The following is a 20,181-nucleotide window of genomic DNA, read 5'->3' as shown; positions in this document are numbered from 1 at the left end:
AGCGCAAGGACGCGCAAGAGCAGGGCTTGTACATGGATGTACTTCCTCGTTATCTGCGCCTGCAATAACGATATTTTTGCGCCTCCCTGGAGGTCTCCTGAAAACCGCTCCTGCGTTTGCAGGATTCCCACCCTTCCTGGCGTCTCCTGAAAACTGCTCCTGCGTTTGCAGGATTCCCACCTTCCCTGGCGTCTCCTGAAAACTGCTCCTGCGTTTGCAGGATTCCCACCTTCCCTGGCGGTCATTCGCTCGCAGAGCGAGCGCCTGCGGTGTTAGAAAGGTTCGTGGGCGCCCGCTGCGCGGGCGAATTATCGGCTCAGCAGTGCTGCGGAGCCGGCGCTGGCGAAGATGCCGGCGGTGAAGCGGCTGAACCAGGCGCGGCTCGATGCCGTGGTCATGAACCTTGCCGCACCGCGGGCGCAAAGTCCGTAACCCAGTTTGCAGATCAGGTCGGCACAGGCCCAGGTGACAATCATGATGAGCAGTTGGGACAGCAGAGGGCTCTGGGCACTGATGAACTGAGGCAGCAGGGCGGCAAAAAACAGGATGTCCTTGGGGTTGCTGGCGCCCAAACCGAAAGCCTGCCAGAACATGGCGTTGAAGCCCGGTATCTGCTGTTTCTCTGCCAGGGCACTGGCATTCAGCTGGCTGGCTTCACGCCAGCTGCGCCAGGCCAGATAAAACAGGTACAGAGCGCCTGCGATCTTCAGCGCGCTGAACAGCTGTTCCGATGCCATCAGCAGTGCGCCCAAACCCATGGCCGAGGCGCTGAGCAGCATTACCGAGGCGCTGACGCCACCCAGAAACGCAGGCGTGGTGCGCAGGATGCCGTAATTCAGGCTGTTGCTGACCATCAGTAGTGACAGCGGGCCGGGAATCAGAATCACCACAAATATCGACGCGGTATAAAGTAGCCAGGTTTCCAGCAGCATGCGTTGCTCCTCACGCAAAAAGACCCGCAGTGGCCTGGAAAGGCCGCTGCGGGTGTGCCAGACGCTGAAGGGGTACAGTGTCTGGCCGGGTTAGGGCGTCTCTGCCAGGTGCCGCCGGTTGTGCCGGCGGGTTGATCAGGCAAAGATGCCTTGAGTCGCCGTTACAGGAAGATGAACTTGGCCACGAAAATGGCGCAGAGCACATACATGGCGGGCGAGACCTTGTTGGCGTTGCCGGTTAGCAGCTTCAGGACCGCGTAGGTGATAAAGCCCATGGCGATACCATTGGCGATCGAAAAGGTCAGCGGCATCATCACCACGGTGACGACGGCCGGGATCATATCGGTCTGATCCTTCCAGTTGATGCTTTGCATTCCGCCCATCATCAGCATCGCCACATAGATGAGCGCACCGGCGGTGGCGTAGGCCGGAATCATGCCGGCCAGCGGGGCCAGGAATACGGCGGCGGCAAAGAGAAGGCCGCAAACCACTGCTGTCAGTCCGGTGCGGCCGCCGGCCGCGATGCCGGAGGCACTCTCGACATAGCTGGTGACCGGCGGGCAGCCGACCAGGGCGCCGATGACGCTGGAACTGCTGTCTGCTTTCAGCGCCTTGCTCATGTTCTCGATATAACCGTCTTCGCGAATCAGGTTGGCGCGGTGTGCGACCGCCATCAGTGTGCCGGCGGTATCGAACATGTTGACGAACAGGAAGGCGAGGATGACGCTTATCATCGCGACGTCAAAGGCGCCGGCTATGTCCATGGCCAGGAAGGTTGGTGCCAGGCTCGGGGGCATGGAGACGATGCCGTGGTACTCAACCAGCCCCATCGCCCAGCCGATGGCGGTCACGGCCAGAATGCTGATCAGCACGCCGCCAAACACGCGGTGGTGCGACAGCACGGCGATCAACAGGAAGCAGAGTGCGGCGAGCAGGGCCGAGGGCTCTGTGAAGGAGCCCAGGGTCAGCAGTGTCGCCGGGCTGTCGACCACAATGCCGGCGGTCTTGAGGCCGATCAGGCCGAGGAACAGGCCGACGCCGGCGCCCATGGCGAAGCGCAGACTCATCGGAATGCTGTTCAGTAGCCACTCGCGAATCTTCCAGAAACTCAGGATCACGAATATCACACCGGACAGGAAGACAGCGCCGAGCGCGATCTGCCAGTCATAGCCCATTTCGCCGACGACGGTATAGGTGAAAAAGGCGTTCAGTCCCATGCCGGGAGCCAGGCCGACCGGCCAGTTGGCATAGAGGCCCATCAGGAAGCAGGCCAGCGCTGCACCAATGCAGGTGGCGACAAAGGCGGCGCCATGGTCGACGCCAGCGTCGGCCATGATGTTGGGGTTGACGAAGATGATGTAGGCCATGGTGACAAAGGTTGTCAGGCCTGCGACCACTTCAGTGCGGACGTTGGTTTTGTGTTCGCTCAGCTTGAAAAAGCGATCAAGAAATCCAGCGGTCTGTGGCTCATTCAGGGAATGAGCGGCATGTTGTTCTTGTTCAATGCTCGCCACGACGCGTGCTCCTCATTTCTTTTATGGTATTGAACGCGCTCGGCCTTGGGCCGTGCTCGACGTTGTAGTGGACTGGCTATCCCTGCATTGCAATACCAGACTGAAACTGCAGTCAGGTGTATTTTAAGATTGTATACAAAAATATCAATGGTTAGTGAGCTCTCCGGTCAATGGGTAAATTCCAAAATGAAGTTGTAAACGCGTGAAAATGGATTGAAGAGGCCGTCTTGTCTCGTCTTTTTGTTTTCCAAAACGGTTCGGGGCCGATGATCAAAAAATGCCGGTGCTGTCTCCGGGCGTCTGTGCGGCACGCCAACAGTCGGGGTTCTGACGGGGCTATTGTTCCCGTATTGCGTGTACAATTGTCTGGTTCCTGTGTACTATTCTGGGCACTCAAATAATTCCTTTGTGTACTTCGTCGCGATGATGCCCGCAGTGGCCGCCGTGTCGAGGTACCAGGCAGTAAAACGTGGACACACTTATGAACGATCGTTTGCAGCAGATCATCGGCCAGAGCGGCAATCCGCGCGAGGTCCGCACCGGGACTCAGGATGATATGGTGTACGCGCATATATTCGACGCCATCCTGGAGCAGCGCCTCGCGCCCGGCACCAAACTGAGCGAAGAAGCCCTGGGTGAAATCTTTGGCGTCAGCCGAACCATCATTCGCCGCGCACTGTCGCGTCTGGCCCACGAGCAGGTCGTGCTGTTGCGGCCCAATCGCGGTGCCGTGGTGGCTGAGCCGAGCCTCGAGGAAGCACGGCAGATTTCCTTTGCCCGGCGCATCGTCGAGCGCGCGATTACGGAGCTGGCGGTTGATCATGCCACCAGCGAACAGATTGCCAACATGAAACGGCTGGTGCGCGAAGAGCAGGCCTGTTTCGACAAGGGTGACCGCGGTTCCGGCATTCGCCTGTCGGGTGAGTTTCATCTGCAGTTGGCGCTGATGGCCAACAATGCACCGCTGCTGAATTTCCAGCGCAGTCTGGTTTCCCAGACCTCGCTGATCATTGCCCGCTATGAAACCGGTAATCGCTCGCATTGTTCCTACGACGAACACAACCAGCTGATCAAGGCCATTGAACAGCGCGACAAGGCCCGCGCGGTAGAGCTGATGATGCATCACCTGGATCATATTGATCACAAGCTGAACCTGCAGGATGACGGCGCGTCCGGTGACCTGCATGCGGTGTTCTCGCACCTGATCAGGGATCGCAAGAAGGGCGCCAGTTAAGCCCCTTGCCCATCTGCTTTTCGAAGCCCCCTCGCCGCAAGGCAGGGGGCTTTTTTGTGTGAGTGCCATCATCGTATCGGCGCCTTCAGGGCTCGGGATCAATCGCGTTGGTGCACGCACTGGCCGGCTGCGAAGGTTGCGCGCACGGCCCGGTCGTCGCCCAGGGTCATCAGCACAAACAGTCTTTCGTCCAGGCTGCGCGCCTGCTGCATACGGTATTGCATCAGCGGTGTGCAGTGGTAATCGAGTACGACGAAGTCGGCCTCGTTGCCCGCGGCAAAGCTGCCGATGCGGTCATCCAGGCGCAAGGCGCGGGCGCCGCCCAGCGTCGCCAGGTAGAGTGACTTGAACGGGCTCAGCTTGGCGCCCTGCAACTGCATGACCTTGTAGGCTTCGTTCAGCGTTTGCAGGATCGAGAAACTGGTGCCGGCGCCGACATCGGTGCCCAGCCCGACATTGACGCCGTGCTGTTCCATCTTGGGCAGGTTAAACAGGCCGCTGCCCAGGAACAGGTTGGATGTTGGGCAAAAGGCGATTGCTGAACCTGTTGCCGACAGGCGTTTGCACTCGTCGTCACACAGGTGAATGCCGTGGGCAAACACCGAACGCTCGCTCAGCAGGTTGAAATGGTCGTAGACGTCAAGGTAGCCGCTGCACTGCGGGAACAGCGACTTGACCCATTCCACCTCGTCGCGGTTTTCTGACAGGTGGGTGTGCATGTAAAGGCCTTCGTATTCCTGCAGCAGCTGTCCAGCGGCCGCGAGCTGTTCGTCGGTGCTGGTCGGTGCGAAGCGCGGGGTCACGGCATAGTGCAGGCGCCCCTTGCCGTGCCAGCGCTCGATCAGCTCGCGGCTGTCGCGGTAGCCGGATTCGGCGGTATCCGTCAGGTAATCGGGTGCATTGCGGTCCATCAGCACCTTGCCGCCAATCATGCGCAGGTTGCGTTGCTCGGCGGCGTTGAAGAAGGCATCGACCGACGCCTTGTGCACGGTGCCGAACACCAGGGCGCTGGTGGTGCCGTTGCGCAGCAGTTCGCGAATGAAGACATCGGCCACTTCAGCGGCATGTGCGGGGTTTTCAAACTCGCGCTCGGCCGGGAAAGTGTAGTTGTTGAGCCAGTCCAGCAGCTGCTCGCCGTAGGAGGCGATCATGCCGGTTTGCGGGTAGTGGATGTGGGTGTCGATAAAGCCCGGCATCAGCAGGCCGTTGGCGTATTCGACGACTTCGGTGCCCGCCGGCAATGTGGCGAGCAGTGTCTTCGCCTCGCCCAGGGCCTCGATCTGACCATTGCTGACGATCAGCAGGCCGTCTTCAAAGTATTCATAAGACGCCTCGATGCCCACTTCGGCCGGATCGCCGATGCTGTGGAGAATGGATGCGCGGTAAGCCTTGCGTGCAGAAGTCATGGGAGTGCGTCGCTCTTGAAGCTTTAAAAGGGGTCGTTAAGGCCAGGTCTCAGGCGGGTCGGCAGATGCTCAGCGCCTTTGGCTCGGCCGGGCGTTTCTTTTGTGTCCCGAAGTCGGCGTTGTAATGGGCAATCACTTCGCCGGCAATGGCAATGGCGATCTCGGCCGGCAGCTTGCCTTTTACCTCGGGGGTGCCCATGGGGCAGATCATGCGGGCCAGCAGGGCGTCATCCATGCCCTTGGCACGCAGCCGGTGCTCGAAGCGTTTGCGTTTGGTGCGCGAGCCGATCAGGCCGAAATAGTCGAAGTCACCGCGCTTCAGGATGCGTTCGCTCAGCTCCAGGTCGAGCTGATGGTTATGGGTCAGCACGATGCAATAGCTGTGGGCAGGCAGGTCTGCGACCTCATCGGTGGGGAACTCGCTGACTACTTTCTCTACATTGTCCGGAATCTGCGTCGGGAACTCGTTGTCACGGGAATCGATCCAGCGCACACGGCATGGCAGTGTTGCCAGCACGTTCACCAGCGCCCGGGCAACATGACCGGCCCCGAAGAGGGCGATCTGCACACCGGACTGCAGCACCGGTTCGAACAGCAGCGAGGTCGCCCCGCCACAGCACTGACCCAGGCTGGCGCCCAGCGAAAACTTCTCCAGGCGCACCTCGGTATCGCCGTCGGCCAGCATCTGGTGGGCGATCTGCATGGCCTTGTGTTCCAGGTGACCGCCGCCGATGGTTTCATAGCTGCGTTGCGCCGTGACCACCATCTTGGTGCCGTTGTTGCGCGGCGTGGAGCCGCGCTCGTCCAGTATGGTCACCAGCACGCAGGACTCGCCCTTGTCCCGCAGCTTGTTCAGTACGCTGATCCAGTCAACCCGGTTCATAGTCTGTCCTCTTCAAATCCAGGGGCGGGCAGTGGCACGGGCCACTGCCGACCGGTCAAATTTGTTCTGTTACCGATGCCTGCGCCATGGCCTGTTTCATCTGCTCTACGCCCCAGAGCACGCGCTCGGGGGTGGCCGGCGCATCGACATGCGGGCTGAAGCGGTAGTCCGCAACGCTGGCGATGGCATCCTTCAGCGCACACCACACCGAGATACCGAGCATGAAGGGCGGCTCGCCGACGGCCTTGGAGTGGAACACCGTGTCTTCCGGGTTCTTGCGGTTCTCAACCAGGCGTACCCGCAGGTCGGCCGGCATGTCGGCCACCGCCGGGATCTTGTAGCTGGCGGGGCTGTTGGTGGTCAGCTTGCCCTGGGCATTCCAGTTGAGTTCTTCCATGGTGAGCCAGCCCATGCCCTGCACGAAGCCGCCTTCAACCTGGCCGATGTCGATGGCCGGATTAAGGGAGGCACCCACGTCATGCAGGATGTCGGTACGCAGCATGCGGTATTCGCCGGTCAGGGTATCGAGCAGGACCTCGGAGCAGGCCGCGCCGTAGGCGTAATAGTAGAACGGACGCCCGCGAGCCTGATCGCGGTCGTAATAGATTTTCGGTGTGCGGTAAAAGCCGGTGCTGGAGAGCGAAATCTGGTTGAAATAGGCCAGCTGAATCAGCTCGTCGAACGGCATCACCTTATCGCGGATGCGGACATGGCCGTTGCGGAACTCGATATCTTCTTCGGACACCTTGAAGTGTGCGGCTGCGAAGGTCACCAGCCGGCCGCGGATGGTGCGGGCTGCATTCTGCGCCGCCTTGCCGTTCAGGTCGGTGCCACTGGAAGCCGCCGTGGGTGAGGTGTTGGGCACCTTGTCGGTATTGGTCGCGGTGATCTGGATGCGGTCGATGTCGACCTGGAATTCCTCGGCCACGATCTGGGCGACCTTGGTATTCAGGCCCTGGCCCATTTCGGTGCCGCCGTGGTTGAGGTGAATACTGCCATCGGTGTAGACATGCACCAGTGCGCCGGCCTGGTTGAGGAAGGTCGCGGTAAAGGAAATGCCAAACTTCACCGGTGTCAGGGCGATGCCTTTTTTCAGAATGCTGTTGGCGCGGTTAAAGGCGGTGATGGCCTGGCGCCGCTGCTGGTATTCACTGCTGGCTTCAAGCTCGGCCGTCATTTCGTCGAGCATGTTGTCCTCGACGGTCTGGTAGTAGTGCGTGACGTTGCGCTCGGCCTTGCCGTAGTAGTTGTGCTTGCGCACGTCCAGCGGGTCCTTGCCCAGGGTGCGGGCGATGTCGTCCATGATGTATTCGATGGCCACCATGCCCTGGGGGCCGCCGAAACCGCGATAGGCGGTGTTGGAGGCCGTATTGGTCTTGCAGCGGTGACCGGTCACGGTCGCATCGCCCAGGTAATAGGCGTTGTCGGAATGGAACATGGCGCGGTCGACGATCGAGCCCGACAGGTCCGGCGAATAGCCGCAGTTACCCGCCAATACCAGATCGATACCGTGCAGCCGGCCATTGTCGTCATAGCCGACATCGTATTCCACGTAGAACGGATGGCGCTTGCCGGTCATCATCATGTCGTCGACCCGGGGCAGGCGCATCTTGGTCGGCTGGCCGGTCAGGCGGGCGATGACGGCGCAGAGGCAGGCGGGCCCTGCGGCCTGGGTTTCCTTGCCGCCAAAGCCGCCGCCCATGCGACGCATGTCGATCACCACCTTGTGCATCGGTACGTCGAGCACTTCGGCGACCAGCTTTTGTACCTCGGTGGGGTTCTGGCTGGAGGTGTAGACGATCATACCGTCGTCTTCGGTGGGAATGACCGACGAAATCTGGGTTTCGAGGTAGAAATGCTCCTGGCCACCAATATGCAGTTTGCCCTGCAGGCGGTGTGGGGCGGCAGCCAGCGCGCGGGCGGAATCACCGCGCTTGTGCTGGTGGCTGTCGAGTACGAAGTGTTTTTTCTTCAGCGCCTCTTCAACGCTCAGCACGGCCTCCAGGTCTTCGTATTCGATGACAGCCGCCATGGCTGCACGGCGGGCATTTTCCAGGCTGTTGGCGGCCACGGCAATGACCGGCTGGCCGACATACTCGACCTTGCCATCCGCCAGCAGCGGATCCCCCGGTGCCACGGCACCGATGTCGAGCTGACCTGGCACATCCTGGCTGGTGATGGCAATGCGCACGCCCGGAATTTCGTAGCAGGGGGAAGTGTCGATGCTGAGAATGCGCGCGTGCGGCCGGTCGCTGAGACGGGCATAGACGTGCAGCTGGTTGGGAAATTCCAGCCGGTCATCAATATATACCGCTTCGCCGCTGACATGCTTGGCCGCGCTTTCGTGGGGAATCTTGCGGCCGACGCCGGTTTGCAGGTCCTGGCGCACCAGCGCCATCATTTCGTCCTGCGTTCTGCTGATCTTGTTGTGGTTAGACATAATCGGTTACCCGTGTAGCCAGCTGGGGCGTGCTGAGTTCCAGGAAGTATTTGCGCAACAGGTTGGCGGCGATGAGCGCGCGGTATTCCCTGCTGGCGCGAAAATCGCTGAGCGGGGTGAAGTCTTCCCCCAGGGCCTTGGCGGCGGCATCAATGGTTGCCTGATTCCACGGCTTGCCGATCAGCGCCTGTTCACAGCGGCTGGCGCGCTTGGGAATGGCGGCCATGCCGCCGAAGGCGACACGAGCATCGGTGATCTGACCGTCTGCTACGCGCAGATCGAAAGCGCCGCAGACGGCGGAGATGTCGTCATCCAGGCGCTTGGAAATCTTGTAGACGCGAAAGCTGTCCCGGCCCTGTGCCCGCGGCACGATAATTTTTTCGATGAACTCGGCTTCCTGGCGCACGGTCACGCGGTAGTCAACGAAGTAGTCGGCCAGCGCGATGGTGCGGGTGCTGCTGCCCTGGCGCAGCACGATCTGCGCATCGAGTGTAAGAAGGGCGGGTGGCGAATCGCCGATCGGTGAGGCATTGCCGATATTCCCGCCAAGGGTACCCTGGTTGCGGATTTGCAGTGATGCAAAGCGGTGCAGCATGGCACCGAAATCCGGATATTCGCGGGCCAGAACGTCATAGCAGTCGGTCAGCGGCACGGCGGCGCCGATCTCGATACGGTCATCGAACGTCTCGACCTGTTTCAGTTCGGCCACGTTGCCGACATAGATCATGACCGGCAGGCTACGGTGCATCTGGGTGACTTCCAGTGCCAGGTCGGTGCCGCCAGCCAGCAGTCGGGCCTCGGGGTTGTCCTGGTACAGTTGTGCAAGATCGGCCACCGTCAGTGGCGCAAAGCTCTGGTTGCCTGCGCAGTTCAGCGTGCTGGTGCCGCTGGGCTGGATGTCGCGCAGCCTTGCAAGTGTCTGTTCGTACTGCTGGTCAAACTGGTCCCGCGGGGCGGCGGTGCAGCTGCTGGCAGCGGCTTCCAGAATCGGGCGGTAGCCGGTGCAGCGACACAGGTTGCCGGCCAGGGCCTCTTCGGCGGCAGCCTTGTCGTGCTGGGGGCTGTTTTTCTGCAGCGCAAACAGTGACATGACAAAGCCGGGTGTGCAGAAGCCGCATTGGGATCCGTGGCAGTCGACCATGGCCTGCTGCACGCTGTGCATCTGGCCCTGGTGCTTGAGTCCTTCCACGGTAATCAGCTGTTTGCCATCGAGGGCAGACACAAAGGTCAGGCAGGCGTTGAGTGTGCGATAACGAATGCGCTCTTCCACCAGTTCGCCGACAACCACGGTGCAGGCACCGCAATCACCCGATGCGCAGCCTTCCTTGGTGCCGCTCTTGCCGAGGTTTTCCCGCAGATAATTGAGGACCGTGACGTTCGGATCGAGATCATTCTCTGTCCGCAGTTCCTGATTGAGTAAGAACCTGATCAAGGAAAACCTCCTGCTGTGTGTTCAGTTATTAGCCTATGGACTGACTCTAGACGAAAGCTGACTTTGGAGTCAACTAAAAGCTGACTCAAAAGTCAGAAAATATTTGAGGTGGCCAGTGTCTCTTTCAAGCTTAGCCGCGGTGGTGCGAATTGGGGTCAGGCTGCTGCGATTCGTGCTTGCAGGTGGCGTCTGCTGGCGTGTCGCTGGCGCGGGTTTGGTAGTGCAAGACGGCCTGGCTGACAGTGCGAAAGTACCGCACTGCAGCAGTATTGTCCGGCAGGGTTCTGTGATAAGGTGAAAATCATTCATCGCATTCGCGTATTTCTGAATTTTCTGCTCCCTGTGGAGGTTTGTACATCGCATTATGGGCAGTGATTATTTCAGCCGGCCGGCCCGTATTCTGGTTACGGGAGCTAATGGTCAAGTCGGGCGAGAGCTGGTTAGGCAGGCGGGCGCGGATGCTTTTTTTGATATTATCGGCCTGACGCGCCGGCAGCTTGATATCACCGAAACCGACCAGATCCGGCAGCAGCTGCAGCAGCATCAGCCTGACTACGTTGTCAATTGTGCCGCCTTTAATCGGGCCGATGCTGCGCAGAAACAGCGCGAGCATTGCATGCGCCTCAATGCAGATGCTGTGCAGCAGCTGGCCAGTGTCTGCGCCGAGCTGGATATTCCCCTCGTACACCTGTCTACGGACTATGTTTTTGATGGCCATTATGCCAGCGGATACCGTGAGAACGATGCGGTACGACCGCTGGGGGTGTATGGCGAAAGCAAGTGGCTGGGTGAGGAGTTGCTGCGCCGCACACATGCCCAACACATCATTCTGCGTGTGAGCTGGGTCTTCAGTGGCGGCGGACACAACTTCCTGATCCGTACTCTTGAGCAGGCGCGCACCGAAACCGAGCTGGCCTCGGTGGATGATCGCCGTGGCTGCCCGACTGCGGCGGCCGATGTGGCGCGGGTGGTACTGGCTATCATCAAGCAGCTGAAATGCGGCGCGCAAGCCTGGGGCACCTATCATTACTGTGGTGCCGAGATCACCACCCGCTATGCTTTCAGTGAAGCCATTATTGCCACGGCCAGCCAGTACGAGGCGCTCAAGGTGGAGCGGCTGATGCCGGTGGCCAGCAAAAACTTCCCCACCGAGGCTGAGCGCCCCGCCAGCTCGATCCTCAAATGCACCAAGCTGCTGAGCACCTTTGGGATTCGTCAGCGTCCCTGGCGCGGCGAGCTGGTGTCGCTGGTGCGCCAGCTGTACGAACGCTTCTGACGCTGTCCTGAGTGCCTGTGTCCTGCGGCTTTAATGCCAGGGCGTTGGATCCCGCGTGAGTGCCACCCAGACGATATAACCAAAGGTTGTCAATGCAGCGCCGAATGCCAGGGCACGGGTGCCCTTGCTCCGGCCGCGCTTAAGGGCGATGATGCCGAGCACGATATAAACCACCAGGGCGAGCAGCTTGGCGCTGAGCCAGTCATTGACGAACGGGTACTGTTGTAGCGTAACGGCAAGGCCGATGGCGCTGAGCAGCAGGATCGTGTCCACCAGGTGGGGTATGATCCGGATTGGTCGCTTTTTTAGCCAGCCTGAACCGATCAGAATCCAGTAGCCGCGCAGCAGAAACAGAGAAATGCTCAGGGTTACTGCAGTCAGGTGCAGGTGTTTCAGGATCATATACATGACGGTATGGTTCTTTCCTTTTCGGTTGCTCTGGCTGGGTTTTGCTTTGTGCATCAGGGCGTTAGGCTCTGCTTGTGGAAGCTCTGCGGCACGCTGCCATTGTTGCGCACAAGGGCGCGCCTGACCAGTCCGAAGCTTCGACAGTGTGGTATTCAGTTGTGTAAATTTTCAGGAGAGTTTTATGGGACGTTGCAGCAACGATGCAGAATTTGTGGCGCTTAATATCGCTGTGCTGACCGTATCCGATACCCGTACGCTGGAGACGGATACCTCGGGACAGGCGCTGGTGGATCGGTTGGAGGCTGTCGGGCACAAGCTGCAGGCGCGTAGCATCGTAAAGGATGATGTTTACCAGTTGCGGGCCCAGGTGTCTGCCTGGATTGCCGATCCCCAGGTGCAGGTGGTGCTCAGTACCGGCGGTACCGGCTTCTCGCACCGGGACTCCACCCCGGAGGCGCTTGAGCCGCTGTTCGACAAGCAGATTGAGGGCTTTGGCGAGCTGTTTCGCAGTCTGTCGTACGACGAGATCGGCACCTCGACGATACAGTCCCGTGCGGTTGCGGGTCTGGCCAATGGCACGCTGATCTTCTGTCTGCCGGGTTCCACTGGAGCCTGTCGCACCGGCTGGGATCGCATTATTGCCGAGCAGCTCGACAAGCGTCACCGCCCGTGCAATTTCGTCGACATGCTGATGCGTCATTTACAGGAGCAGGAATAAAGGATGGCGGGCCGTGATGCTGGGCCTGGCGCAAAATCGGACCTGATGCCGGTAGACGAGGCCATTGCCGCGCTGCTGGCCGATGCTCGGCCAGTTGAGGGTGTCGAGCGACGCCCGCTGATCGATGCGGTCGGGCGGGTACTGGCCGATGACGTCGTCGCGGCGGTGGATGTACCGCCGGCGGACAATAGCGCAATGGATGGCTATGCCTGTTTTCATGGCGATGCCGGCAAGACAGGGCTGCGTATCAGCCAACGCATTCCGGCCGGCGCTGCGCCTGCGCCCCTGGAAGCCGGAACTGTGGCACGTATCTTTACCGGGGCTGAGATTCCGGCCGGGGCCGACAGCGTGGTGATGCAGGAGCAGGCGTCGGTTAATGACGGGCAGGTGTGTTTCAGTGTCCGGCCTGATGCCGGTGACAATGTGCGCCCGCGAGGCCAGGATATTGCCGCCGGTGCCGTGGTGGCCGCGGCGGGAACGCGGCTGCAGCCAGCAGATCTGGGGGTGCTGGCATCCACCGGTGTCGCCGAGGTGGATGTGATTCGGCCGCTTCGGGTGGCGTTGCTCTGCACCGGCGATGAGCTGGTGGATCCTGGTAGCGCGCTCAAGCCCGGGCAGATTTACAACTCCAACCGCTACCTGCTGAGCGGGTTGCTGCAGCAGCTTGGCATTGAGGTGCTGGATCTTGGGCGGGTCGCCGACACTGCCGAGGCTACCCGCGCGGCGCTGGCGGGCGCGATGGGCCAGGCCGATTGCATTATCAGCACCGGCGGCGTTTCGGTGGGAGATGAGGATCACGTCAAGGCGGCGGTTGAGTCGCTGGGCGAGCTGCGGTTGTGGCGCTTGCGCATCAAGCCCGGCAAGCCTCTGGCCTATGGGCGCGTGGGGTCTGTGCCCTTTTTCGGGCTGCCCGGCAATCCGGCCTCGGCGTTGGTGACCTTCTGTCTGCTGGCCAGACCTTACCTGTTGCGCCTGCAGGGCGTTGCTGTCGAGCCGCCGCTGATGCTGCAGGTGCCGGCTGGTTTTTCGCGTAGCCGTCCGGGTGGGCGCCAGGAGTATCTGCGGGCGCGGCTGGACGCCGGACGCGCCTGTCCCTTTGCGAATCAGAGCTCGGGCGTACTGTCTTCTGCCAGCCTGGCGCAGGGGCTGGTGGTTGTGCCGCCCGATACCCCGGTTGCCGAAGGTGATCTGGTGGGTTTTATTCCGTTCTCGGAGCTACTTGGCTGAGGGCGCTGCAAAAGCCCCCCTCAGCGGGTAAAATAGCGCCCAGCTGAACCAATCACGATAATTAGAGAGCACCATGAGCGACAATTCCGCGCTGCAGGATCCATATAAAGAGATCCGACCGTACCGCGACACCGAAGTGGCAGAGGTGCTCAACCGGTTGTTGTATAACGAAGAATTTATCCGGGTTGTAACCCGCTACCAGTTTCCGCGCATGGCCAGTGCCTTTGGCTGGTTGTTGCGCCCGCTGGTCCGCATGGCGCTGGCACGGGAAGTCGATGGCGTCGAAAGCATCCGTGGCTTCCAGGAGCGGGTGGCCAAGTACATGGAGAAAATGATTGCCCGCAGCACGACCCATCTGAGCTGCTCGGGGATAGAGCAGCTCGATCCTGATGAAGCCTATCTGTTCATCTCTAACCACCGCGATATCGCGCTGGATCCGGCGTTCGTGAACTGGGTGTTGTACAAGGCCGGCATGGATACGGCCCGCATTGCCATCGGGGACAATCTGCTGCGCAAGCCCTATGTGTCTGACCTGATGCGCCTGAACAAGAGTTTCATCGTCAATCGTTCAGCCCGTGGGCGGGAAATGATGACGGCGCTGAATCAGCTGTCGAGCTATATCGATCACAGTATCAACGAAGGCGCTTCGATCTGGATTGCCCAGCGGGAAGGTCGGGCCAAGGACGGGAATGACCGCACGGATCCCGCCATTCTGAAGATGTTTTACATGTCGCAGCGAAAACAGCGCTCCTTCAGTGAGGCCATTACCCGGCTTAACCTGGTGCCGGTGTCCATTTCCTATGAATACGATCCCTGCGATGCGGCCAAGGCGCGGGAGCTGCATGCCAAGGCCAGTGATGGCAGTTATGCCAAGGGGCAGTTCGAGGACCTGGACAGCATCGTCAAGGGTATAACCGGCCTCAAGGGAAATGTGCATGTTGCCTTCGGCACGCCAATCAAGGGTGAGTTTGAGTCGCCGGAGACGCTGGCTGCCCTGATTGACCGGGAAATCATCGCCAACTACAAGCTGCATTCATCCAACCGGGTCGCCGCCGGCGAAGCCGCAGAGGTGACGGACGAGCAGCGTGAGGCATTTCAGCGGCGTCTTGAGGGGCTGGAGCCCGGTGCTCAGGAAATCATGCGCCAGATGTATGCCAATCCGCTGATCAACAAGCGCAACCTGGAGGCTTCATGAGCAAGCTTACTCACCTGGATGACCAGGGGCATGCCCATATGGTGGATGTGTCCGCCAAGGACGTGACCTACCGGGAAGCGGTGGCGCGGGCCGATATAGAGATGCTGCCAGAAACGCTGCGGCTGATTATCGAAGGTGGCCACAAGAAAGGCGATGTGCTGGCGGTCGCGCGTATTGCCGGTATCCAGGCGGCCAAGCGTACCTGGGAGCTGATACCGTTGTGTCACCCGCTGATGCTGAGCAAGGTTGCGGTGGAGCTGGTGCCGGTACCTGAACAAAACCGCATCGAGATTACCGCCACCTGCAAGCTGGCAGGGCAAACAGGGGTGGAGATGGAAGCCCTGACCGCTGCCAGCGTTGCAGCGCTCACGCTGTATGACATGTGCAAGGCGGTGGATCGCGGCATGGTCATCTCGGGTGTGCGGGTGATGGAAAAGAAAGGCGGCAAGAGCGGGCACTGGAAAGTAGAGGAATAGCATGAAATTGCAGTTGGTTTATTTTGCGCGTGTGCGGGAGCAGCTCGGTCTGGATTCCGAGACGCTGCAGTGCCCCACCGCAGTGACCCGGGTCGACGAGCTGATCGATTATCTGGTGTCTGAGCGCGGCGAGCGATGGCAGTCGGTGCTCAAGGCGCCGAATCTGCTGGTCGCGGTTAATCAGGAGATGGTCGGCGTGTCGACGTCCCTGGCGGATGGCGATGAAGTTGCCTTTTTCCCACCGGTTACCGGAGGCTGAGAATGCCTACAGCTACACCGCTGCATTATTTGCGGGCGACCCTGTTTTATGCCGGCTTCTACCCGGTGACGATTCTGTATTCGGCGTTTTGTCTGCTGGTCGGCTGGGCGCTGCCGTTCCGCCCCCGCTTCAAGCTGTTTACGGTGCTGAACTATTTCTACATGTTCTGGCTGCGCATCTGCTGTGGCGTGAAGTTTGAAGTCACGGGGCTGGAAAATCTGCCGCGCAGCGGCGCCTACGTCGTGGTGGCAAATCATCAGAGCGAATGGGAAACCCTTTATTTTCAAACGCTGGTTCGCCCCCAGGCGGTAGTGCTGAAGCAGGAGCTGCTCAAATTGCCCTTTTTCGGCTGGGCGCTCGCCATGCTGCAGCCCATTGCGCTGGACCGCAGTCAGCGCCGTGGGGCGCTGAAGCAGTTGCTGGCGCAGGGGCGTGATCGTCTGGCGCAGCAGGTGCCGGTGCTGATTTTTCCGCAGGGAACCCGCGTCAAGGTGGGGGAAATGGGGCGTTTCAACAAGGGCGGCGCCATGCTGGCGGTCGACAGCCAGGTGCCAGTGGTGCCTATCGTGCACAATGCGGGTCTCTATTGGCCGGGTAAAAGCTTTGTGAAGTTTCCGGGTACGGTGCAGGTGCGCATCGGTAAGCCGCTGGAGACCGTGGAGCGCAAAGTGGATGAAGTTCACCAGGAATCCGTGACCTGGATCGAGCAGGAGATGCGCGCAATCGGTGCCTGAGTCAGGTTGTCGTCGGTCTGGCTAGCTTGAAGCCAGGCGCCAGACACAAAAAAGCCGCTATCAAAGCGGCTTTTTTGTGTCTGGCGAGCAGACCTGTACGCGGGAAGGATTTATCAGCCGGTGTACTTCTGGAATACCAGAGTGGAGTTCGTGCCGCCAAAGCCGAAGCTGTTGGACATCACGCGTTCCAGGTTGACGTTATCGATACGCGAGGTGGCGATCGGCAGGCCTTCGGCTTCCGGATCGAGCTGCTCGATGTTGGCAGAGGCGCAGACGAAGTTGTTCTGTTGCATCAGCAGGCAGTAAATTGCTTCCTGCGCGCCGGTGGCGCCAAGCGAGTGGCCAGTCAGGGACTTGGTGGAGCTGACGGTCGGCATGTTGTCGCCGAACGTTTGCTTCATCGCCTTCAATTCCTGGATATCGCCGGCCGGGGTGGAGGTGCCGTGGGAATTGATGTAGTCGATCGGGCCGTCTACGGTGGCCATGGCCTGCTGCATGCAGCGCAGAGCGCCTTCACCTGAGGGGGCGACCATGTCGTAGCCGTCGGACGTTGCGCCGTAGCCGACCAGTTCGGCGTAGATCTTGGCGCCGCGGGCCTTGGCGTGCTCGAGATCTTCGAGTACCAGCATGCCGGCGCCGCCGGCGATGACGAAGCCATCTCGGTTGGCGTCATAGGCGCGGGAGGCTTTTTCCGGCGTGTCGTTGTATTTGCTGGACAGTGCGCCCATGGCATCAAACATGACGCTCAGGGACCAGTGCAGCTCTTCGCCGCCGCCGGCAAAAACCACATCCTGCTTGCCCAGCTGAATCTGCTCCATGGCGTTGCCGATGCAGTGTGCACTGGTGGCGCAGGCAGAGGTGATGGAGTAGTTCACGCCCTTGATCTTGAATGGCGTAGCCAGACAGGCGGATACGGTGCTGCCCATGGTGCGGGTTACGCGGTAAGGGCCCACGCGACGGACGCCCTTGGTACGCAGAATATCAGCGGTTTCAACGATGTCGGCGGATGAAGCGCCACCGGAGCCGGCGATCAGGCCGGTGCGTACGTTGGATACCTGATCTTCGCTCAGGCCGGAATCCTTGACTGCCTGGTCCATGGCCAGGTAGGCGTAGGCGGCAGCGTTGCCCATAAAGCGCAACAGTTTACGGTCGATCAGGGATTCAAGATCCAGGTCGATACTGCCGGCAACCTGGCTGCGAAAGCCGAGTTCCTTGTATTCTTCCTGGAATTTGATGCCGGAACGGCCTTCCTGAAGGGCGCTGAGGACGGATTCCTTGTCGGTGCCCAGACAGGACACAATCCCCATACCTGTAACAACGACACGACGCATGTGAGGCCTCTTGTGTTTCACTAAGGTAATGTTCTTTGCGGATATTTAGACCGCCTATTGTCCGATAAAGCGCCTCTGAAGGCTACCTGAATTAGGTTTTATCGGGATTGAGCGGGGCGGCGGCCTTCTGGCGGCCGCCCCGGTGCTGCTTAGAAGTTGTCGGTAGTGGTGAAAAGCCCGACACGCAGATCTTTGGCAGTGTAGATTTCGCGGCCATCAACAAACACCGACCCGTCGGCGATGCCCATGACGAGCTTGCGTTCGATTACACGCTTGAGGTGGATGTGGTAGGTCACTTTTTTCGCCGTCGGCAGAACCTGGCCGGTGAACTTGACTTCGCCCGAGCCCAGGGCGCGCCCGCGTCCCTTGTTGCCGCGCCAGCCCAGGTAGAAACCGACCAGCTGCCACATGGCATCCAGGCCCAGGCAGCCCGGCATGACAGGGTCACCGGGGAAGTGGCACTGAAAGAACCAGAGGTCGGGGTTGATATCGAGCTCGGCAATGATTTCGCCCTTGCCATAGAGACCGCCTTCGGAGGCGATGTTAACGACCCGGTCCATCATCAGCATGTTGTCGACGGGCAGCTGGGCGTTGCCCGGGCCGAACATTTCGCCGTGGCCGCAGCGCAGCAGGTCTTCGCGATCGAAAGAAGAAGGTTTTGTCATAGGGGAAGTCTTATAGGTTTCAGCTAAAAATATCCGCAGATTATAGCGGGTCGGGCGCCCTGAAGCACTGTTTGGGGCTTGTTTCTGCCGGGCTGGCGCCATTGTGGGTGCATTTCGCTCCGGCATGGGCGGCTATCGGGGCCGGGGATGCTCCTGTATGACAGGAGCACAGGCCCTGCTTGCATGATCAGTGAGTGCGGTTGACCGCCATCTCGGCCAGTTGCTGCAAGGTGTTCTTGAAAGAGCTGGCAGGCAGCGCTTCGAGTGCTTCGCAGGCGCTTGCAGCTGCGCGATGTGCCGCAGCGCGGGTGTAGTCGATGGCGCCGGTGCGTTGCACTATATCCAGAATAGGCTGCAGGTCGTCCAGGCCGCCTTTTCGAATGCACTGGCGAATCAGTTGGCGCTCTTCGACGGTGCCGGCTTTCATGGCCTGGATCAGTGGCAGCGTCGGTTTGCCTTCGGCCAGGTCGTCGCCGACATTCTTGCCCATTTCTTCAGCGCTGGAGAGATAATCCATGAGGTCATCGACCAGCTGGAAGGCGATGCCCAGGTGGCGACCATAAAGTCGCAGTGCATCCCGCTCGGCGGCGGTCGCATCGGCAAGAATGGCGCCGGTCTCGGTGGCGGCTTCAAACAGGGTTGCTGTCTTGCCTATAATTACCTGCATATAGGCGTCTTCAGTGGTGTCCGGGTTCTTGCAGTTAAGCAGTTGCAGGACTTCGCCTTCGGCGATGACGTTGGTGGCATTGGAAATGACATGCATGATGTCCATGCTGCCTATTTCGACCATCACCTGAAAGGCACGGCTGTAAAGAAAGTCACCGACCAGCACGCTCGGTGCATTGCCCCAGCGCGCGTTGGCTGTATCCTTGCCGCGACGCAGGTCTGAATTATCGACCACATCATCATGCAGCAGGGTGGCGGTATGGATAAATTCCACGATTGCAGCCAGTGGAATATGGTGTTCACCCTTGTAGCCACAGGCGTTGGCGCTCAGTAATACCAGCAGCGGACGCAAGCGCTTGCCGCCACTTTCAACTATATAGTGGCCAATCTTCTCGACCAGCGGGACGGTGGAGCCCAAATGGTTGAGAATGTAGTCATTAACGGCTTCGAACTGCGGCTCGATCGCCGGATTTAGCTGATGTGGCTGCATGTGGGGAGGGTCGTCGACTGTACGAATGGTAAGCGCGCATGCTAGGGGGTGCCCGCAAGGGTGTCAAGAAAGTGCCGGTCTAAAGGCCCATGATGTCGGTGTTCGGGGTCGGAAATGGCGCTTTGTCGGCAGGCTGTATAAATCGCCGGCATTCGGCTTGAGTTTGGGCTGTCTTTGCTATAGAATCCCCCGCCCTGAGCTCATCCAAATTTGCTCCCTATCATAGGGTTTAACCCTTAGAAGTAGGTTGTTATTCATAGTAGCCGGATGAGCATTACCTGGAGAAAGAAATGTACGCAGTAATCGTTAGCGGTGGTAAGCAGTACCGCGTTCAGGAAGGACAGACTGTACGGCTTGAAAAGCTGCCGGCAGAGCTGGGTTCCAGCGTAGAGTTTGACCGTGTGCTGCTGGTTGGTGCCGGTGATGACATCAAAATCGGTGCGCCGGTTGTTGATGGTGCCAAAGTGACTGCTGAAGTTGTTGAGCACGGTCGCGGCAAGAAAGTTACCATCCTGAAGTTCAAGCGTCGTAAGCACCACATGAAACGTCAGGGTCATCGTCAGTCGTTCACTGAAGTGAAGATCACTGGTATCAGTGCTTAACGCAACCTCGATCAGGAGATAGAAAATGGCTCATAAGAAAGCGGGTGGCTCGACTCGTAACGGTCGCGACTCAGAATCGAAACGCCTTGGTGTAAAACGCTACGGTGGTCAGGTTGTTGCTGCAGGTAACATCCTGGTTCGTCAGCGTGGCACCAAGTTCCATGCCGGCACCAATGTTGGTCTGGGCAAGGATCACACTCTGTTCGCGAAAGCGGATGGCGTAGTAAAGTTTGAAATCAAGGGCGAAAACAAGCGCAAGTACATCAGTATCGTACCTGCCTGATTCGCGTTTT

20 protein-coding genes are annotated in these 20,181 nt (G+C 59.7%); 10 read left to right on the top strand and 10 right to left on the bottom strand.

Going from position 1 to position 20,181, the window contains the following annotated elements:
• Positions 1-308: 308 nt before the first annotated feature.
• Both F451_RS0117195 and F451_RS0117190 read right to left on the bottom strand, forming a co-directional pair.
• Positions 309-932: a LysE family translocator gene (locus F451_RS0117195; protein ID WP_020682638.1), complete on the bottom strand. Its 624-nt coding sequence runs from the start codon at positions 930-932 to the stop codon at positions 309-311.
• Positions 933-1,093: 161 nt separating this feature from the next.
• Positions 1,094-2,437 carry an NCS2 family permease gene (locus F451_RS0117190; RefSeq protein WP_240476508.1) on the bottom strand — a complete coding sequence of 448 codons (1,344 nt, stop codon included), beginning with the start codon at positions 2,435-2,437 and terminating at the stop codon, positions 1,094-1,096.
• Between the two features lie 490 nt (positions 2,438-2,927).
• On the opposite strand from F451_RS0117190, the gene F451_RS0117185 reads away from it, so the two are divergent.
• Positions 2,928-3,680, top strand: coding sequence for a GntR family transcriptional regulator (locus tag F451_RS0117185; protein WP_020682636.1), 753 nt, complete (start codon positions 2,928-2,930; stop codon positions 3,678-3,680).
• Positions 3,681-3,778: 98 nt separating this feature from the next.
• On the opposite strand, the gene guaD is transcribed toward F451_RS0117185, so the two are convergent.
• Genes guaD through xdhA form a run of 4 tightly spaced genes read right to left on the bottom strand, consistent with a single transcriptional unit; the run spans position 3,779 to position 9,841 of the window.
• Entirely contained in the window at positions 3,779-5,086 is a 1,308-nt protein-coding gene (guaD, locus tag F451_RS0117180; protein ID WP_020682635.1) for a guanine deaminase, read from the bottom strand.
• 49 nt (positions 5,087-5,135) lie between these two features.
• Positions 5,136-5,969 (bottom strand): xanthine dehydrogenase accessory protein XdhC, encoded by an 834-nt coding sequence (xdhC, locus tag F451_RS0117175; protein ID WP_020682634.1) that lies wholly within the window; start codon positions 5,967-5,969, stop codon positions 5,136-5,138.
• Positions 5,970-6,024: 55 nt separating this feature from the next.
• Positions 6,025-8,409 (bottom strand): xanthine dehydrogenase molybdopterin binding subunit, encoded by a 2,385-nt coding sequence (gene xdhB, locus F451_RS0117170; RefSeq protein WP_020682633.1) that lies wholly within the window; start codon positions 8,407-8,409, stop codon positions 6,025-6,027.
• A complete protein-coding gene (xdhA, locus tag F451_RS0117165; protein ID WP_020682632.1) occupies positions 8,402-9,841 on the bottom strand; it encodes a xanthine dehydrogenase small subunit in 1,440 nt (479 codons plus the stop codon). Before xdhA ends, xdhB begins: the two co-directional genes overlap by 8 nt.
• Positions 9,842-10,205: 364 nt before the next feature.
• Between xdhA and rfbD the strand changes: the two genes are divergently transcribed.
• On the top strand, positions 10,206-11,117 hold the full coding sequence (gene rfbD / locus F451_RS0117160) for a dTDP-4-dehydrorhamnose reductase (RefSeq protein ID WP_026291848.1): 912 nt from the start codon (positions 10,206-10,208) through the stop codon (positions 11,115-11,117).
• Between the two features lie 30 nt (positions 11,118-11,147).
• Here rfbD and F451_RS0117155 read toward each other — a convergent pair whose 3' ends face one another.
• Positions 11,148-11,525: a SirB2 family protein gene (locus tag F451_RS0117155; protein ID WP_020682629.1), complete on the bottom strand. Its 378-nt coding sequence runs from the start codon at positions 11,523-11,525 to the stop codon at positions 11,148-11,150.
• A 181-nt stretch (positions 11,526-11,706) separates the two neighbouring features.
• Here F451_RS0117155 and moaB point away from each other — a divergent pair, with 181 nt between their 5' ends.
• From moaB to F451_RS0117125, 6 genes are all read left to right on the top strand, one after another.
• The gene (gene moaB / locus F451_RS0117150; protein ID WP_020682628.1) at positions 11,707-12,243 is read left to right on the top strand and encodes a molybdenum cofactor biosynthesis protein B; all 537 of its coding nucleotides are present in this window, start codon (positions 11,707-11,709) and stop codon (positions 12,241-12,243) included.
• 3 nt (positions 12,244-12,246) lie between these two features.
• Positions 12,247-13,470: a molybdopterin molybdotransferase MoeA gene (locus F451_RS0117145; RefSeq protein ID WP_020682627.1), complete on the top strand. Its 1,224-nt coding sequence runs from the start codon at positions 12,247-12,249 to the stop codon at positions 13,468-13,470.
• A gap of 73 nt (positions 13,471-13,543) precedes the next feature.
• Positions 13,544-14,665, top strand: a complete 1,122-nt coding sequence (locus tag F451_RS0117140; RefSeq protein ID WP_020682626.1) for a 1-acyl-sn-glycerol-3-phosphate acyltransferase — start codon at positions 13,544-13,546, stop codon at positions 14,663-14,665.
• Positions 14,662-15,141 (top strand): cyclic pyranopterin monophosphate synthase MoaC, encoded by a 480-nt coding sequence (gene moaC, locus F451_RS0117135; protein ID WP_020682625.1) that lies wholly within the window; start codon positions 14,662-14,664, stop codon positions 15,139-15,141. The genes F451_RS0117140 and moaC overlap by 4 nt, the downstream gene beginning before the upstream one ends.
• 1 nt (position 15,142) lies before the next feature.
• Positions 15,143-15,400, top strand: a complete 258-nt coding sequence (moaD, locus tag F451_RS0117130; RefSeq protein WP_020682624.1) for a molybdopterin converting factor subunit 1 — start codon at positions 15,143-15,145, stop codon at positions 15,398-15,400.
• A 2-nt stretch (positions 15,401-15,402) separates the two neighbouring features.
• Positions 15,403-16,134, top strand: coding sequence for a lysophospholipid acyltransferase family protein (locus F451_RS0117125; protein WP_020682623.1), 732 nt, complete (start codon positions 15,403-15,405; stop codon positions 16,132-16,134).
• Positions 16,135-16,247: 113 nt separating this feature from the next.
• Here the strand turns inward: F451_RS0117125 and fabB are convergent, their stop codons facing one another.
• The 3 genes from fabB to ispB form a co-directional block, all read right to left on the bottom strand.
• Complete coding sequence (gene fabB, locus F451_RS0117120; protein ID WP_026291847.1) at positions 16,248-17,465, bottom strand: beta-ketoacyl-ACP synthase I; 1,218 nt, start codon at positions 17,463-17,465, stop codon at positions 16,248-16,250.
• A gap of 149 nt (positions 17,466-17,614) precedes the next feature.
• Complete coding sequence (fabA, locus tag F451_RS0117115) at positions 17,615-18,130, bottom strand: 3-hydroxyacyl-[acyl-carrier-protein] dehydratase FabA (RefSeq protein ID WP_020682621.1); 516 nt, start codon at positions 18,128-18,130, stop codon at positions 17,615-17,617.
• Between the two features lie 187 nt (positions 18,131-18,317).
• Positions 18,318-19,286 (bottom strand): octaprenyl diphosphate synthase, encoded by a 969-nt coding sequence (ispB, locus tag F451_RS0117110; protein ID WP_020682620.1) that lies wholly within the window; start codon positions 19,284-19,286, stop codon positions 18,318-18,320.
• 290 nt (positions 19,287-19,576) lie between these two features.
• On the opposite strand from ispB, the gene rplU reads away from it, so the two are divergent.
• On the top strand, positions 19,577-19,888 hold the full coding sequence (rplU, locus tag F451_RS0117105; protein ID WP_020682619.1) for a 50S ribosomal protein L21: 312 nt from the start codon (positions 19,577-19,579) through the stop codon (positions 19,886-19,888).
• 25 nt (positions 19,889-19,913) lie between these two features.
• A complete protein-coding gene (rpmA, locus tag F451_RS0117100) occupies positions 19,914-20,171 on the top strand; it encodes a 50S ribosomal protein L27 (protein ID WP_020682618.1) in 258 nt (85 codons plus the stop codon).
• Positions 20,172-20,181 lie beyond the last annotated feature (10 nt).

Origin of the sequence: Marinobacterium rhizophilum DSM 18822 (assembly GCF_000378045.1) — a bacterium.
GTDB classification, from domain to species: Bacteria; Pseudomonadota; Gammaproteobacteria; order Pseudomonadales; family Balneatricaceae; genus Marinobacterium_A; species Marinobacterium_A rhizophilum.
This window is presented reverse-complemented; position numbering and strand designations above follow the sequence as displayed.

Bases quoted from the DNA above. Each gene is read 5' to 3' on its own strand.
- F451_RS0117195 (WP_020682638.1), bottom strand. From the start codon at position 932: ATGCTGCTGGAAACCTGGCTACTTTATACCGCGTCGATATTTGTGGTG.
- F451_RS0117185 (WP_020682636.1), top strand. From the start codon at position 2,928: ATGAACGATCGTTTGCAGCAGATCATCGGCCAGAGCGGCAATCCGCGC.
- guaD (WP_020682635.1), bottom strand. From the start codon at position 5,086: ATGACTTCTGCACGCAAGGCTTACCGCGCATCCATTCTCCACAGCATC.
- xdhC (WP_020682634.1), bottom strand. From the start codon at position 5,969: ATGAACCGGGTTGACTGGATCAGCGTACTGAACAAGCTGCGGGACAAG.
- xdhB (WP_020682633.1), bottom strand. From the start codon at position 8,409: ATGTCTAACCACAACAAGATCAGCAGAACGCAGGACGAAATGATGGCG.
- rfbD (WP_026291848.1), top strand. From the start codon at position 10,206: ATGGGCAGTGATTATTTCAGCCGGCCGGCCCGTATTCTGGTTACGGGA.
- F451_RS0117155 (WP_020682629.1), bottom strand. From the start codon at position 11,525: ATGTATATGATCCTGAAACACCTGCACCTGACTGCAGTAACCCTGAGC.
- moaB (WP_020682628.1), top strand. From the start codon at position 11,707: ATGGGACGTTGCAGCAACGATGCAGAATTTGTGGCGCTTAATATCGCT.
- F451_RS0117145 (WP_020682627.1), top strand. From the start codon at position 12,247: ATGGCGGGCCGTGATGCTGGGCCTGGCGCAAAATCGGACCTGATGCCG.
- F451_RS0117140 (WP_020682626.1), top strand. From the start codon at position 13,544: ATGAGCGACAATTCCGCGCTGCAGGATCCATATAAAGAGATCCGACCG.
- moaC (WP_020682625.1), top strand. From the start codon at position 14,662: ATGAGCAAGCTTACTCACCTGGATGACCAGGGGCATGCCCATATGGTG.
- moaD (WP_020682624.1), top strand. From the start codon at position 15,143: ATGAAATTGCAGTTGGTTTATTTTGCGCGTGTGCGGGAGCAGCTCGGT.
- F451_RS0117125 (WP_020682623.1), top strand. From the start codon at position 15,403: ATGCCTACAGCTACACCGCTGCATTATTTGCGGGCGACCCTGTTTTAT.
- fabB (WP_026291847.1), bottom strand. From the start codon at position 17,465: ATGCGTCGTGTCGTTGTTACAGGTATGGGGATTGTGTCCTGTCTGGGC.
- fabA (WP_020682621.1), bottom strand. From the start codon at position 18,130: ATGACAAAACCTTCTTCTTTCGATCGCGAAGACCTGCTGCGCTGCGGC.
- ispB (WP_020682620.1), bottom strand. From the start codon at position 19,286: ATGCAGCCACATCAGCTAAATCCGGCGATCGAGCCGCAGTTCGAAGCC.
- rplU (WP_020682619.1), top strand. From the start codon at position 19,577: ATGTACGCAGTAATCGTTAGCGGTGGTAAGCAGTACCGCGTTCAGGAA.
- rpmA (WP_020682618.1), top strand. From the start codon at position 19,914: ATGGCTCATAAGAAAGCGGGTGGCTCGACTCGTAACGGTCGCGACTCA.